Here is a 14,453-nt window from a genome sequence, read left to right on the forward strand (position 1 = left end):
GCGATGACTCTCACCGAAGAAGAAGCGGGCTTCGTGCCCTTGCAGGACATCATCGCGGCGCATGCCCAGGCGCACCCCGACGCGATCGCGATCCGGGTGGAGGACGCCGTGCTGGACTGGCGCAGCTTCCATGCCCGCATCAGCGCTGTGGCGCGAGCGCTCGTGCGCGCCGGCATCGCGCCCGGCGACCGTGTGGCGCTGCTCGGCGCGCCATCGCTGGACTACGTGGAATGCTTCTTCGGCATCGTCGCGGCGCGGGCCTGCGCCGTGCCGCTGCCGGTGTCCGCGAGCGCCGAGACCTTGCAGGCACTGCTGGCCGACTCCGGCGCGAAGCTGCTGTTTGCCGACCCTGACATCGATGCCGGCTTCGCCTTGCAGGTCATTCCCTTCGGCCCGGGGTATGCGCGCTGGCGCGGGGAGGGCGGCGATGAAACAGCCTTGCCGCGCGCAGAGCCTGGCGACCCGTTCAACATCATCTACAGTTCCGGCACCACCGGCCTGCCCAAGGGCATCGTGCACCTGCACGGCATGCGGCAGCGGCAGGCGGCGCGCAAGGGCTTTTTCCCGCCGCAGGCGCGCACGCTGCTGTCGACGCCGATGTACTCCAACACCACGATCGTGCCGATGCTGGGCACGCTGGCGGCCGGCGGCACCTGCATCTTCATGCGCAAGTTCGACGCCGGCCGCTTCCTCGCGCTGGCGCAGGCGCAGCGCGCCACCCACACGATGCTGGTGCCGGTGCAGTACCAGCGCATCCTGGCGCATCCGGCTTTCGATGGCAGCGACCTCTCCGCGCTGGAGCTGAGCCAGTCCACCGGCGCACCGATGGACCTGGCGCTGAAACACGCCATCCTGCAACGCTGGCCCGGGCGCTTCCTCGAGGTGTACGGGCTCACCGAAGGCGGCGTCTCCTGCTTCCTCGACGCGCGGCAGCACCCCGACAAGCTGGCGACCGTGGGCCAGCCGGGACACGGCGGCGAGGTCTTCCTCATCGACGAAGCGGGACGCCGCTTGCCAGCGGACGCGGCGGGCGCCACCGGCGAGGTGGTGGGCCGCTCGCCTTTCATGATGGCGGGCTACCACGGGCGGCCCGAAGCGACGGAGCAGATCCGCTGGCGCGACGAGGAGGGGCGCATCTGCCACCGCAGCGGCGACATCGGCCGTTTCGACGCAGCCGGCTTCCTCACGCTGCTCGATCGCATCAAGGACGTGATCATCTCCGGCGGCCACAACATCTACGCCGCCGACCTGGAGGCCGTGCTGGCGCGGCATGCGGACGTGCAGGAAGCCGCGGTGATCGGCGTGCCGAGCTCGCAATGGGGCGAGACCCCGCTCGCGCTGGTCGTGCCGCGGCAGGGCGCGAGCCTCGATGCCGCCACCCTGCGCGACTGGGTCAATGCACAGGTTGGCAAGACGCAGCGGCTGGCGGGCGTGGAACTGCGCGCCGAACTGCCTCGCTCCGCGCTGGGCAAGCTGTCGAAGAAGGAATTGCGCTCGCCGTACTGGCAGCACAAGGAGACACCATGAGCAAGACATCGGACCGGCCCGTGTGCATCGTCACGGGCGCTTCCTCCGGCATCGGCGCGGCGAGCGCGCTGCTGTTCGCGCAGCGCGGCTGGAACGTCGTCGTCAACTACGCGAGCCAGCGCGAAGGCGCGGAAAAGGTCGCGGCGCAATGCCGCGAAGCCGGCGCCGAAGCGCTGGTGGTGCGGGCGGACGTCGGCGACGATGCGCAGTGCCGCGCGCTGGCGCAGCAGGTGCAGGCGCACTGGGGCCACGCCGATGCGCTGGTGAACAGCGCCGGCATCACCACCAAGTTCGCCGACCTCAAGGACCTGGAGGCGCTGGACGCCGAGGACTTCGCGGCCATCTACCGCGTCAACGTGATCGGGATCTTCCAGATGGCCCGCGCGGTGGCGCCGCTGATGAAGGGGCGCCCCACGCCTGGCATCGTCAACATCTCGTCGATCGGCGGCCGGCAGGGCACGGGTTCTTCGATCGCGTATTCGGCGTCCAAGGGCGCGGCGAACACGCTGACCCTGTCGCTGGCGCGCGCGCTGGCGCCCGCGGTGCGCGTCAACGCCATCCTGCCCGGCATGGTGGATGGCCAGTGGCTGCGCAAGGGCCTGGGCGAAGCCGTGTTCCAGGAGCGCCGCAAGCGCTACGAAGGCCGCGCCTTGCTGCAGGCGGTGGTGCAGCCGGAAGACGTGGCACGCACGGCGTACTGGCTGGCGGCCGAGGCCACCAAGCAGACCGGCCAGCTGATCGACCTGGAGGCCGGTTTCCTCCTCGGTTGATCGCCGCCCGATTCCGTGCCACGGAAAGCGGGCTAACGCCAATTGTTCCCCTCGATGCGCGTGGCTAGCATGCGCCCAAGCCATGCCGACCCTGCTGCTCTCGCCCGCCGTTCACCGTGATTTCGCCGAAGAACTGCGTGCAGCAGCCGGCCCCGGCCTGCAATTCGTCTGCGTGGACCCGGCGCAGCCGCCGTCGGCGCAGCAGCTGCAGGAGGTCGACATCGCGCTGGTGTCGCTGGACGTGATCGGCCAGTCCACGCGCACGGTGCTCACGCCCTACATGCAGCTGTTCTGCGATTCGATGCGCGCGGCGCCGGGGCTGCAGTGGATGCACGTGCCCAGCGCCGGCGTCGACCGGCCGGTGTTCCAGGCGCTGATGCGGCGCGGCGTGCGCGTCACCAACTCCTCCGGGGCGAACGCCGAGGCAGTGGCGCACACGGCGATCATGGGCGTGATGGTTCTTGCGCGCGGCGGCTTGCACTGGATGCATGCGCAGCGCGAACACCGCTGGGCGCCGCTGCGCGGGCCCGAGGCGCAGGCGGATCTTTCCGGCCAGGTCGCCATCGTCGTCGGCCACGGCCCGATCGGCCGCCACATCGCTCGGCTGCTGGAAGCGCTGGGCTTGCGCGTGCACAAGCTGCGCCACACGCCGCAGCCGGGCGACGCTGCGCTCGGCATCCATGGCTACGACGCGCTGCGCGCGCTCGCCGCCGAGGCGCACTGGCTGGTGATCGCCTGTCCGCTGACGGATGCCACGCGCCGGCTCGTGGACGCCCAGGTGCTGGCGGCGTTGCCGCGCGGCGCCTGCATCGTCAACGTCGGCCGCGGCGGCGTGCTGGACGAGGATGCACTGCTTGCCGCGCTCGCCTCCGGCTACATCGCGGGCGCGCACCTGGACGTGTTCGAGCAGGAGCCGCTGCCGGCCGATTCTCCTTTCTGGGACCTGCCCAACGTGCTGGTCTCGCCGCACAACGCCGGCTCCTCTCGCCAATACCGCGAGCGCAGCGTGCGCATGTTCATCGACAACCTGCGCCGCTGGGTGCAGGGCGATGCGCTGAGGCAGGAAGTCGAGACCGACCGCACCTTGCGGACCGCGAGTCCGCCCTGAGGCCGCGACCTTCATGCCCACGCCCCGGCCGGTCAACGTCGTGCTGCGCGCGCTGCAGATCCTGCGCGCGCTGAACCGGCAATCCGTCTCCTCGGTCGATGCGGTCCACAAGCACACCGGCATCCCCAAGCCCACCATCGTCCGCCTGCTGCAGACGCTGGAGGCGGACGGGCTGGTGCGCCGCGGGCCGCAGTATTCGTACTACCTGACCTCCGAGGTCAAGACGCTGGCGAGCGGCTACCACAGCGAACCGCGCATCGTCGAAGCCTGTTCGGGCCCCGCCGAGGCGCTGACGCAGGAGCTGAAATGGCCGGCGGCCGTGGCCGTGCAGCAGGGCGACGGCATGGTGGTCCGCTACAGCACCATCCCGCGCTCGCCGCTGTCCTTCTTCCACTCCACCATCAACATGCGCCTGAGCCTGGTGTCGCAGGCACTGGGCCGCGCCTACCTGGCTTTCTGCGGGCCAACCGAGCAGGAGGCGCTGCTCGAACTGGTGGCGCATGGCGGCAACGAGGACATCGCCGGCCAGGAGCCGGCCATCCGCCGGATGCTGGCCGAGGTGCGCGAGCGCGGCTACGCGCTGCGCGACCCGCGGGTGCGGCCGGAGTCGTCCACCCTCGGCGTGCCGATCTTCGAAGGCCCGCGCGTGGTGGCCACCCTGGGCCTCACCTGGTTCAGCTCCGCGCTGGACGCGCAGCAAGCCGTGGCGCGCTTCCTGCCGCCGCTGCAGGAAGCGTCGAGCGCGGTCTCGCGCGCCCTGGCGGGGACGGCGGCCGAATAAAGAAAGTCACGGGGCGGGAGGGCCCGCGCCGTGACCGAAGGTTTGGCAACTGCGTCGAACAGGAGAAAGTCGACACTGTTATTTTATACAGTTATTGCGATGCTGCCAAGCGATCAGCGCAGCGAATCTGGCATCTTCCGGCTATCGCTGCCGCTGACTAGCATCCCTCCACGCCCGCGCGCCGCGCGCATCGAGGAGCGAGCATGCCCGATTCCATCCGTCCGAAGACCTTCGCCCACATCGTCTACCGCACCTACCGCTTCCAGGAAATGCTGGACTGGTACGTGACGGTGTTCGACGGCAAGATCCAGTACCGCAACCCCGTCATCGCCTTCGTCACCTACGACGACGAGCACCACCGCGTCGCCCTGCTGAACCTGGGCATCATCAAGGGCGAGTCCGATGCCCGCGTGCCGCGCGGCCAGCCGGGAGTCGACCACGTGGCCTACGGCTACCGGGGACTCACCGAACTCCTGGACAAGTACACGGAGCTGAAGGCCAAGGGCATCCTCCCTTACTGGGCCATCCACCACGGCATCACGGTGTCGATGTACTACGCCGACCCCGACGGCAACCAGATGGAGTTCCAGGCGGACTGCTTCCCCACCAACGACGACGCCAACGCCTTCATGTACGGCCCGCATTTCGAGACCAACCCCATCGGCGTGGAGTTCGACCCCGAGGCGCTGCTGGCGAAGCTGCGTGCGGGTACGCCCGAATCCGAGCTGCTGCCGCGGCGCGAGCACCTGCCGGTGTCCGGCATCCGCGGCTCGCTGATGGCCTGAGGCGGCGCTACACGCCGACGTAGTCGTGCAGCAGCTGCGGCTGCGCACGCAGCTCGCCGGACGTGCCGCTCCACACGACGCGTCCCTTCTCCACGATGAAGTGGCGGTCGGCCAGGCGTAGCAACGGCGCGATGTTCTTGTCGATCACCACCAGCGCCAGGCCGGCCTCCTTCAGCCGGCCCAGGCAGCGCCAGATGTCCTCGCGCACGAGAGGCGCGAGGCCCTCGGTGGCTTCGTCCAGGATCAGCAGGCGCGGGTTCGTCAGCAGCGCGCGGCCGATCGCCAGCATCTGCTGCTCGCCGCCCGAGAGGTGGCAGCCCAGGTTGCGCTCGCGCTCCCGCAGCCGCGGGAACATCGCGTAGACGCGCTCCAAAGTCCAGGGTTGCGCGCCGGGATGGCGGTTCGCCGCGGTGGCGACCAGGTTCTCGCGCACCGTCAGGTTGGGGAAGACGCGGCGGCCTTCCGGCACCAGGCCGATGCCCGTGCGGGCCACGCGGTGCGGCGCGCGGCCGGTGAGCTCCTGCCCCGCCAGCCGCACCGAGCCGCGGCGCGGCGCCAGCAGGCCGGTCACCGACTTCACGGTGGTCGACTTGCCCATGCCATTGCGTCCCAGCAAGGTGACCACCTCGCCGGCCTTCACGTCGAAGCTCATGCCGAAGAGGGCCTGGCTCACGCCGTAGCAGGCCTCGACGTCGCGCACTTCCAGCAGGCTCACAGCACTTCCTCCTGCTCGCCCAGGTAGGCGAGCTTCACTTCGCGGTCTTCGCGGATGGCCGCGGGCGTACCGGTGGCGATGCCGCGGCCGTATACCAGCACCGTGATGCGGTCGGCCAGCGCGAACACCGCGTCCATGTCGTGTTCCACCAGCACCATGGCGTGCTTGCCGCGCAAGGTGTGCAGCAACTCCACCATCTCCGCCGATTCCTTCTGGCTCATGCCGGCCATCGGTTCGTCCAGCAGCAGCAGCTTCGGTTGCAGCGCGAGGGTCATCGCCAGTTCCAGCTGCCGGCGCGCGCCATGCGCGAGCGCGGCGACCCGTGTCGCGTGTTGCGCGTCGAGGCCCACCTGTTGCAGCAGCGCGTGCGCCGGTTCCAGCAGCGTGCGATCGCCCAGCACCGGGCGGAAGAAGCCGTAGCTGCGGCCGCTGGCGCTCTGCACCGCCAGCATCACGTTCTGCAGCACGGTGAACTCGGGAAACACCGAAGTGATCTGGTAGCTGCGCGCCATGCCGGCGCGCACGCGCTGCTGGATGGGCTGGCGCACGACCTCGGCGCCGTCGAAGACGATCGAGCCTTCGCTCGGTTGCAGCTCGCCGGACAGCTGGTTGATCAGCGTGGTCTTGCCGGCGCCGTTGGGCCCGATGATGGCGTGCAGCTCGCCGGGCGCCACGTCCAGGTCGAAGTGGTCGGTGACCAGCAGGCCGCCGAAGCGCTTCACCAGCCCGCGGACTTGCAGCAATGGGCTCATGGCTTGGCCTCCTCGCGCTCCACCAGCCAGCCGTACAGGCCCTGCTTCATGCACACCGTGACGACGATGGCCAGCAGGCCCAGCACGCCCAGCCAGTGCGTCTTCATCAGTTCGTCGGCCGCCGCGGGCAGGCCCCAGCCGCCGGAGGACAGCAGTTCCTCCAGCGCCAGCCAGACGATGGCCCCGACGACCGGGCCGAACAGGGTGCCGACGCCGCCCAGCACGATCATCACGATGAGGTCCCCCGACACTGCCCATTGCATGTAGGAAGGCGAGACGAACAGCGTGAGGTTCGCCAGCAGCATGCCGGCCAGCACGCAGACCAGCGCCGAGATCACGTAGGCCACCAATCTGGCGCGTACGGTGCCGAAACCCAGCGCGCGCATGCGGCGCTCGTTGGCCTTGCAGCCTTGCAGCACCATGCCGAAGCGCGCGCGCAGCAGGCGGTGGAAGGCGAACAGCGTGGCCATCAGCACGGCGAAGATGACGTAGTAGAAGACCGCGTCATTGGACAGGTCGATCGCGCCGAACTGGCTGCGCGCCGGCAAGGCACGGCCGTCGTCGCCGCCGTACTGCTTCAGGCCGACGGCGACGAAATACATCATCTGCGCGAAGGCCAGCGTGATCATGATGAAGGCGAGGCCGCTCACGCGCAGGCAGACCAGGCCGATCACAGTCGCAAGCACCGCACCTGCGAGCAGGCCCACTGCCAGGTGCGCCCAGCCGCTCGTGATGCCGTGGAAGGAGAGGATGCCTACCGCATAGGCCCCGACGCCGATGTAGAGCGCATGGCCGAAGCTGGCCATGCCGCCGAAGCCGACGATGAGGTTCAGGCCCAGCGCCGCGAGCGCGAAGACCATCATGCGCGACACAAGCGTCAGGTAATAGGGCTGGCCGGCCCATTGGGCCAGCAGCGGCACCGCGGCCAGCAGCGCGATGAGAAGCGTCGCCGCGAGCACGCGCATCGAAGGCAGGGTGCGCGAATGTAGCGGAAGCGCGAGCGGCGCGGTGAGGACGGCGTGCGGCTTATCCATGCTTCACCGGAAAGAGTCCCGCGGGCCGGACGGCCAGCACCACGGCCATGAGGAGGTAGATCAGCATCGAGGCGAGCGCCGGCCCGGCGTTCTGCGCGAACGAGCGTTCGGCCACTTCGCGCAGCAGGCCGGGCAGGAAGGCGCGGCCCACGGTGTCGGCGATGCCGACGATCAGGGCGCCGTAGAAGGCGCCGCGAATGGAGCCGATGCCGCCGGTGATCAGCACCACCAGCGCCAGGATCAGGATCGGCTCGCCCATGCCGGGCTGCACCGTGAGGATCGGGCCGGCCATCAAGCCGGCGAGGCCGGCCAAGGCCGCGCCGACTGCGAACACCAACCCGCTCACCAGCGCCGTGTCGACGCCCAGCGCGGAGAGCATCTGTGCATCCGAGGCGCCGGCGCGAATCAGCATGCCCGCGCGGGTGCGATGGATCACCAGGTAAAGCAGCGCGCCCACCACCAGTCCCACCGCGATGATCGCGAGGCGGTAGACGGGGTAGGCCAGCCCGAACAGCGGGATCGTTCCCGCCAGCGCCTCGGGCACGTTCATGAAGACCGGCGACTGGCCCCAGGTGTAGCGGGCGACCTCGTTGAACACCAGGATCGCGCCGAAGGTGCCCAGCACCTGGTACAGGTGGTCGCGTTCGTAGAGGCGCGCGAGCACGACGCGTTCGAGCAGCACGCCCAGCACCAGCGTGCCCGCGATGGCAGCCACCCCGGCCAGCAGGAAGGATTGCGTCGCGCCATAGGCCGCGGCCGCGAAGTAGGCGCCCATCATGAACAGCGAGCCGTGCGCCAGGTTCACGAAGTTCATGATGCCCAGCACCAGCGTGAGCCCGGCGGACAGCAGGAACAGCAGCACGCCGAGCTGGAAGCCGTTGAGGGCCTGGGCCAGCAGAAGGGAAGCGCTCATCATGCTTCTCCTTGCAGCGAGCGGGCGAAGAAGGATGCGTACTGCGCGGCATCCGGGCGATGCGGCGCGGAGAGGTTGAAATGGCTGCGTTGCGCGGCCGCGGCCAGCGCCTGCACGTCGCGCGCTTCGTAGCCCAGTTCGCCAAGGGTGGCCGGCAGGCCCAGTTCGCGCATCAATGCGGCGACGGCCTGGGCCAGTGAAGTTCCCACGCTCAGCCCGAAGGCGGTGGAGACAGTGGCCATGCGTTCGGGAACGCGTTGTGCCGTTGCGTCCAGCGTCGCCACCAGCCCGATGCCGCTCAGCACGCCGTGGTGGAAGCCCTGGTCGCTGCAGCTCAGCGCGATCGCATGCGCCGGGCCGAGGCCCATGCCGATGGCGACACCGCCGGCGTAGGCCGCGAGCATCATCTCCTGGCGCGCTGCGACGTCCGCGCGGTCGGCGACGGCGCGCCGCAGGTGCCGCGCAATGCGCGTGATCCCGTCCAGCGCGATCGCCTTGCCCAGCGGCTGCTCGCGCTCGGACAGGTAGCCTTCGATGCAATGCGACAGCGCGTCGATGCCGGTGGCAGCCGCAAGGCGGGGCGGCAGGCTCGCCGTCAAGTCGGGGTCCAGCACGGCGAGGCGCGGCACGAGGTGACGGGAGTTCATGCCGACCGAAGCCGTCGTCGCATCGGGATGGAGGCCGGCGGAAGGAGAGGCTTCGCTGCCGGTCCCCGCGGTCGTGGGGATCGCGACCAGCGGCGCTCCTGGCCCGTGCACTGCGTTCGGCACGCCGGCGTAGTCCGCGACCGATCCGGCGTTGGTCGCCAGCAGCGCGACCAGCTTCGCCGTGTCGATCACCGAACCGCCGCCGACGGCGACGACGCCGTCGCAATCGGCGCGCGCGTACAGCGCGGCGGCGGCATCGACGTCGGCGAACAACGGGTTCTCGGTGACGGCGTCGAACAGCACGGAGGCGACGCCGCAGGCCTCGGCGACGCGCGCAGCGACTCCTGCCGCGACCAGGCCACGATCCGTCATCAGCAGCGGCCGGCGCATGCCCAGCGCCTGCAGTTCACCGGGCAGGGCGGCGATGGCGCCGGCCGCGCAAAGCGTCCGCGGCAGGTGCAGTGCGGTGAGCGCGTTCATAGGGGGTACTTGCGCTGGTCGCGGCTGACCGTCACCAGGTTCAGGTCGGTGAAGGTGTCGATGGCCCAGCGGCCGAAGCGCGCCCAGCCGCTGTCCTTGACGCCGCCGAAGGGGATCTGCGGCTCGCCGCCCATGGTGGGCCCGTTGACGTTGACCATGCCGGCCTGCACCTGGCCACCCAGCGTGATGCCTTTCCAGACGTCGGCCGTCATGATCGAAGCCGACAGGCCATAGGCCGTGGCGTTGGCCACCTCCACCGCCTGCTGCTCGTCGTCGAAGGCTTCGACCAGCACCACCGGCCCGAACACTTCCTCGCAGTGGATGGGCGCATCGGCCGGCACGTCGACCAGCACGGTCGGCGCGAAGCAGCGACCCTTTGCTGTCCCTCCAGCCAGCACGCGCGCACCCAGGGCCACGGCTTGGTCGACGCCTTGCCGCACCTTGGCGAGCGCCTGGTCGTTGATCAGCGGGCCGATCTTCGTCGCCGGGTCCGCGGGGTCGCCCGGCTCCAGCGCCTTCACGCGCGGGACGAAGCGCTCGAGGAAGGCGTCGAACAGCGAGCGATGCACCAGGATCTTGCGCGTGTTCATGCAGATCTGGCCCTGGTGGAAGAAGGCGGCGAAGACCGCGGTATCGACCGAATAGGAAAGGTCCGCATCGGCGCAGACGATCATCGGGTTGTAGCCACCCAGCTCCAGCGCGATGCGCTTCAGGTGCCTGCCCGCGCGTTCGGCCAGCCGCGCGCCGGTGGCCGAGGAGCCGGTGAAGTTGTACGCGCGTACCTGCGGGCTTTCGAACAGCCGGTCCGCGATGGGACCGACTTCGCCCGGCGCATGCGTGACGACGTTCAGCACGCCGGGCGGGAAGCCCGATTCCTGCAGGATCTCCGCCATCAGCAGGCCCGCGCACACCGGCGCGTCTTCCGAAGGCTTCAACACCACGGTGTTGCCGCAGGCGAGCGGCGCGACGATGGTACGGAAGCCCAGCGCCAGCGAGCCGTTCCAGGGCGAGATGCCGCACACCACGCCCAGCGGCTTGCGCACGGCCATCGCGAACACGCCGGGCGTGTCCGATGGCACGATCTCGCCGCCGGGCAGGTACGGGTAGCCCGCGGCCTGGCGCAGCAGGCCCGTGGCCCACTGGATCTGGAAGCGCGCGAAGGGCGTGGCGCAACCGGTCTCCAGCGCCATCAGCTGCACCACTTCGTCGGCGCGGCGCTCCAGCACCTGCGCCGCCGCCAGGAACAGTGCCTGCCTCGCGCGCGCGCCGAGCGCGGCCCAGGCCGGGAAGGCCGCCTGCGCGGCCGCGATGGCGCGCTGCGCGTCCTCGGCGCCGCCGGCGGGAATCCGCGCGAACACTTCGCCGGAATAAGGGTCCAGGTCCTCGAAGGTCCGGCCCGAGGCGGCGCCCACCCATTCGCCCGCAAGCAGCTGGCGCCAGGCGCGCGGCTCGCTTCGCATCGTTCGCGTCATGTAGCTCTCTCCCGCTCTCAATGCATCGCGCATTGCTGGTGGTAGGAGTCCTGGTAGTCCTTCAGCGGCGTGGCCACCGTTTTCAGGCTCACGCGGCCCCTGGCGTCCTTCGCCACCTCGAAGGCGTACCAGTCGTTGATGGGGAAGTTGTTGTTGTCGAAGCGCAGCTGGCCGCGCACGGACTTCGTGCTGCCCTGCTTCAGCGCCGCCATGAAGGCTTTCTTGTCGGCGACGTTGCCCTTCACGCGGCCGATCGCCGCATCCAGCAGCAGCGCGGAGTCGTAGCCCTGCGCGGCGAAGTTGGACGGGATGCGGCCGTACTTCTTCTCGAAGGCTTCGACGAACTGCTTGCTCACCGGGTTGTCGACGTCCGGGCCCCAGAAGTGCACCGACTGCAGGCCGATCGCAGAGTCCTTCAGGGCCGGCAGGGTCAGGCCGTCGGCCATGCCCACCGTCAGCAGCGGCAGCGTCTTCAGCAGGCCGGCCTGCTGGTACTGGCGGATGAAGTTGACGCCGCCGCTCGGCACGAAGGCGAACACGGCGTCGGGCTTGGCCGCGGCGATCTGCGTCAGTTCCGCCGAGAAGTCCGGTTGCGTCACGCCGGGATAGATCTCGTCGACGATGGTGCCCTTGTAGAAGCGCTTGAAGCCGTTGATGGCGTCCTTGCCGGCCTGGTAGTTGGACGCCACCAGCAGCATGCGCTTGTAGCCCTTGTCGGTGGCGTACTTGCCCGCGGCCTCGGCCCAGCTGTCGTTCTGCCACGAGGAGATGAAGCGATAGGGCGAGCACCCCGTGCCGGCCAGCTCGGACGGGCCCGCGTTGGCGCCGACCAGGAACACCTGCTTCTCGGCGATCGGCCGCTGCACGGCCATCATCACGTTGGAGCCGGCGACGCCGGTGATGATGGAGACCTTGTCCTTCTCGATCAGCTTCTGCGCCAGCTGCGTGGCCACCTCGGGCTTGAACTGGTCGTCGTTCTTCAGGATCTCCACGGGCACGCCGCCCAGCTTGCCGCCGGCCTGCTCCACGCCCAGCATGAAGCCATCGTACATGTCCTGACCCAGCGGGCCGATGGGGCCCGAGAAGGTGGTGAGGTAGCCGATCTTCAGCGGCTCCTGCGCGGCCGCGGCGCCGGCGAGGAAGGTGCCCGCGAGCGCGAGCACGGCGATGGTCTTGCGTGCGTTGAACACGTTTTGTCTCCTGAGGGGTTCCAGTCGGGCGCCAGCGTAGTCCTGGCGAGCAATGCGCAGAAGATGCTGAAATGGCCGCGCCGATACCGGCGCGGCATCAGTCCCCAGCGCGTCTGGCGCCTGTTCCAGACGGATCTTCGTCAAGGAATTCACTTGGTATACCAGTTGACTACCAGGGGCGCGCCGACTACCATCCAGGCGAACGGAGGGAGCATGCGACACTGGAAAACCCGCGGCCTCATGGCCATCCTCGTTCTGTCGCTCGGTGCGTGTGCATCGACCGCGCCGACTTCGAGCCGCGAGGTGTTCTTTGCCGGGGGCACTTATGTCGGCGAGCCTGGCAAGCAAGTCATGCGCGGCGCCATGTACGTTGAACACCTGCGGCCGGCAAGAACGACGCAGCGCTATCCGCTCGTGCTCATCTCCGGCACGGGCCAGACCGCCGTGAACTGGATGACCACGCCGGATGGACGTCCCGGTTGGTCGGACTTCTTCCTGGCCCGCGGCTACGAGGTCTATTTGGTGGACCAGCCGGCACGCGGCCGCTCGGCGTGGATCGACGGCGTCGACGGGGAAGTGCGCAACCTGACCGCGGCGTCGATCGAGTCACTGTTCACGGTAGGCGGCAAGTGGCCGCAGGCAAGGTTGCACACTCAGTGGCCCGGCAGCGGTCGCCCGGGAGACCCCGCGTTCGACCAGTTCTACGCGAGCCAGGTTTCGTACCTTGCATCGGCACCGGAGACCCAGAGGCTTGCAAAAGCCGCGGGGACGGCGCTGCTCGATCGCATCGGGCCAGCGGTGCTGGTGACGCATTCGCAGTCCGGCCCGTTCGGCTGGGTCATCGCCGACGCTCGCCCTGGCCTGGTGAAGGGGATCGTCGCGCTCGAGCCGCAGGGCCCGCCCATCGAAGGCAAACGCCTCTTGTGGGGACTGACGGACATTCCCCTGACCTACGATCCGCCTGCAGCGAAAGCCAGCGATCTCGAGCTGGAGCCTGGCTCTGCATCGCCGGATCCCGGCCTCAAGAGCTGCTGGCGCCAGAAGGGCAGTCCTCGGCAGCTTTCTCGCTTGGCCGGCATTCCCGTTGTCGTCCTCGGGACCGAAGCCAGCTACCACGCCCAGTTCGACCACTGCGCCGTCCAGTGGCTGCAGCAGGCGGGTGTGGGAGCGGAATACCTGCGTCTGGAAGAACTCGGCATCCATGGGAACGGCCACATGATGATGCTGGAGAAGAACAGCGACGACATCGCCGCAGTGGTGTCCGGCTGGGTGGAGAAAGCGGTCCACTGAGCCGGGAGACCGGCATCCCCGCCGCGTCTCACCGATGCGCGGCGGCGCGCCGGATCATGTCGCAGAAGTATTCGCCGGCCGGCGTCAGCGGCAGCGAGGCACGGCGCACCACGGTGATGGGCGGCGCCTGCAGCTTCTCGCCGACGTCGATGCGCTGCAGCAGCCCGGCGAAGGGCGCCGAGTGTTCCCACTGCACCGGCAGCATCATCAGCAGGTCCGAATAGGCGACGATGAAGAAGAAGGTCAGCGCCGAATGCGCCTGCACCACGATGCGCGGCGGGGCCAGGCCGCGGCTCGCGAACACAGGTGTCAGTTCGTCCTCGGCGCGGTGCGTGACGGAGGTGGTGACCCACTCGGCATCCACCAGCTCGGCCAGCGAGCGCGCGCCGGCCAGCGGGTGCCCCTTGCGCGCCAGCACCACGCGTTCGTTGTCGAACAGCTTTTCCACCGTGAGTTCGCCGGTCGGCTCGTCGTAGGACGGGCCGATGTAGAAGTCCAGCGTGCCGTCGATCAGCTCGCGTTCCACGCGCGGCAGCACGGCGTCGATCACTTCCAGCTGCACGTTGGGAAAGCGCTGGCGGAAAGGCCGCAGCGCGCCCGGCAGCAGCGCCATGTGCGCGCCGCTCGAAAGGCAGATGCGCAGGTGGCCGTGGCGCTCGCCCTTCAGCTGGTCGATCTCGTCCTGCGCGCGCCGCATCTCGCTGCGCAAGGCCTGCGCGCGGCGCAGGAAGACCTCGCCCATGGGCGTGAGTGTGACGCCGCGGGCGCGGCGCTCGAACAGCTCGGTGCCCAGTTCCTTCTCCAGCTCCTGGATGCTGCGTGTCATCGCTGGCTGCGCCAGCCCCAACTGCCGGGACGCCGCCCGCACGCTGCCCCGTTCGGCCACGGCCAGGAAGTCGCGGACCGTGTTCAACTTCATCATGACTGATTCACATTCGCCAAATTCGAATGTGGGATTGTTTGGATTTCGAATCACTCACGCGCCCGTG

The 14,453-nt window shown here is 69.2% G+C and carries 14 protein-coding genes; 6 read left to right on the forward strand and 8 right to left on the reverse strand.

Translation table 11 applies throughout. The annotated features are described in order from the left end of the window. Positions 1–3: 3 nt before the first annotated feature. From HHL11_RS08975 to HHL11_RS08995, 5 genes are all read left to right on the forward strand, one after another. Positions 4–1,527, forward strand: coding sequence for a class I adenylate-forming enzyme family protein (locus HHL11_RS08975; protein WP_169418057.1), 1,524 nt, complete (start codon positions 4–6; stop codon positions 1,525–1,527). Continuing rightward, entirely contained in the window at positions 1,524–2,297 is a 774-nt protein-coding gene (locus tag HHL11_RS08980; protein ID WP_169418058.1) for an SDR family NAD(P)-dependent oxidoreductase, read from the forward strand. Before HHL11_RS08975 ends, HHL11_RS08980 begins: the two co-directional genes overlap by 4 nt. Before the next feature lie 82 nt (positions 2,298–2,379). Then, positions 2,380–3,405, forward strand: coding sequence for a D-2-hydroxyacid dehydrogenase (locus tag HHL11_RS08985; protein WP_169418059.1), 1,026 nt, complete (start codon positions 2,380–2,382; stop codon positions 3,403–3,405). 13 nt (positions 3,406–3,418) lie between these two features. Further along, complete coding sequence (locus tag HHL11_RS08990; protein WP_169418060.1) at positions 3,419–4,186, forward strand: DNA-binding transcriptional regulator; 768 nt, start codon at positions 3,419–3,421, stop codon at positions 4,184–4,186. Between the two features lie 203 nt (positions 4,187–4,389). Next, positions 4,390–4,971: a VOC family protein gene (locus tag HHL11_RS08995; RefSeq protein WP_169418061.1), complete on the forward strand. Its 582-nt coding sequence runs from the start codon at positions 4,390–4,392 to the stop codon at positions 4,969–4,971. Between the two features lie 7 nt (positions 4,972–4,978). Here HHL11_RS08995 and HHL11_RS09000 read toward each other — a convergent pair whose 3' ends face one another. From HHL11_RS09000 to HHL11_RS09030, 7 genes are read right to left on the reverse strand one after another with little or no spacing between them, the layout of a single operon-like run. Further along, positions 4,979–5,623 carry an ABC transporter ATP-binding protein gene (locus HHL11_RS09000; protein ID WP_169419968.1) on the reverse strand — a complete coding sequence of 215 codons (645 nt, stop codon included), beginning with the start codon at positions 5,621–5,623 and terminating at the stop codon, positions 4,979–4,981. A 59-nt stretch (positions 5,624–5,682) separates the two neighbouring features. Further along, a complete protein-coding gene (locus HHL11_RS09005) occupies positions 5,683–6,438 on the reverse strand; it encodes an ABC transporter ATP-binding protein (protein ID WP_169418062.1) in 756 nt (251 codons plus the stop codon). Continuing rightward, positions 6,435–7,472 (reverse strand): branched-chain amino acid ABC transporter permease, encoded by a 1,038-nt coding sequence (locus HHL11_RS09010; RefSeq protein ID WP_240980033.1) that lies wholly within the window; start codon positions 7,470–7,472, stop codon positions 6,435–6,437. Before HHL11_RS09010 ends, HHL11_RS09005 begins: the two co-directional genes overlap by 4 nt. After that, positions 7,465–8,385 carry a branched-chain amino acid ABC transporter permease gene (locus HHL11_RS09015; protein WP_169418063.1) on the reverse strand — a complete coding sequence of 307 codons (921 nt, stop codon included), beginning with the start codon at positions 8,383–8,385 and terminating at the stop codon, positions 7,465–7,467. Before HHL11_RS09015 ends, HHL11_RS09010 begins: the two co-directional genes overlap by 8 nt. Then, a complete protein-coding gene (locus HHL11_RS09020; protein WP_169418064.1) occupies positions 8,385–9,512 on the reverse strand; it encodes an iron-containing alcohol dehydrogenase in 1,128 nt (375 codons plus the stop codon). The genes HHL11_RS09015 and HHL11_RS09020 overlap by 1 nt, the downstream gene beginning before the upstream one ends. After that, positions 9,509–10,984, reverse strand: a complete 1,476-nt coding sequence (locus HHL11_RS09025; protein WP_169418065.1) for an aldehyde dehydrogenase family protein — start codon at positions 10,982–10,984, stop codon at positions 9,509–9,511. The genes HHL11_RS09020 and HHL11_RS09025 overlap by 4 nt, the downstream gene beginning before the upstream one ends. Before the next feature lie 17 nt (positions 10,985–11,001). Continuing rightward, a complete protein-coding gene (locus tag HHL11_RS09030) occupies positions 11,002–12,174 on the reverse strand; it encodes an ABC transporter substrate-binding protein (RefSeq protein WP_169418066.1) in 1,173 nt (390 codons plus the stop codon). Between the two features lie 240 nt (positions 12,175–12,414). Here HHL11_RS09030 and HHL11_RS09035 point away from each other — a divergent pair, with 240 nt between their 5' ends. After that, positions 12,415–13,464 (forward strand): alpha/beta hydrolase, encoded by a 1,050-nt coding sequence (locus HHL11_RS09035; protein ID WP_169418067.1) that lies wholly within the window; start codon positions 12,415–12,417, stop codon positions 13,462–13,464. Between the two features lie 28 nt (positions 13,465–13,492). Here HHL11_RS09035 and HHL11_RS09040 read toward each other — a convergent pair whose 3' ends face one another. Continuing rightward, positions 13,493–14,386 (reverse strand): LysR substrate-binding domain-containing protein, encoded by an 894-nt coding sequence (locus HHL11_RS09040; protein WP_240980034.1) that lies wholly within the window; start codon positions 14,384–14,386, stop codon positions 13,493–13,495. Between the last annotated feature and the right edge of the window lie 67 nt (positions 14,387–14,453).

The organism is Ramlibacter agri (assembly GCF_012927085.1).
GTDB classification, from domain to species: Bacteria; Pseudomonadota; Gammaproteobacteria; order Burkholderiales; family Burkholderiaceae_C; genus Ramlibacter; species Ramlibacter agri.